Below are 235 nucleotides of genomic sequence, written 5' to 3'. Positions count from 1 at the left end.
AAACTGGCTTTGCGTTTTTTCCAGTTGCTGCCGGCCATCCTGCGCCTGTTGCTTTAACTCCAGCAATACCCGCTGATCGCCTAGCTCCTGCGACTGATATTTTTCCAGTTCGGTTTGCTGTTGCTGCAACTGCTGTTCTAACGCGTTAAACCGGTTACTGTAATACAACCATTTAATGGTGGTCAGCTCAGCCTTTAGCTTACGCTCTTGCGCTTTTAATTCTTTGTAACGCTGG

General features: G+C 47.7%; 1 protein-coding gene. It reads right to left on the bottom strand.

Going from position 1 to position 235, the window contains the following annotated elements; genetic code table 11:
• Nucleotides 1–235, bottom strand: a 235-nt coding sequence (locus R0J87_RS24810; protein WP_498889694.1) for a hypothetical protein, incomplete at both ends; no start/stop codon positions are given.

The organism is Halomonas sp. SIMBA_159 (assembly GCF_046536035.1).
Classification (GTDB): domain Bacteria; phylum Pseudomonadota; class Gammaproteobacteria; order Pseudomonadales; family Halomonadaceae; genus Vreelandella; species Vreelandella venusta_A.
Note: the sequence above shows the minus strand (reverse complement) of the source record. Positions and strands in the feature narration are given on the sequence as shown.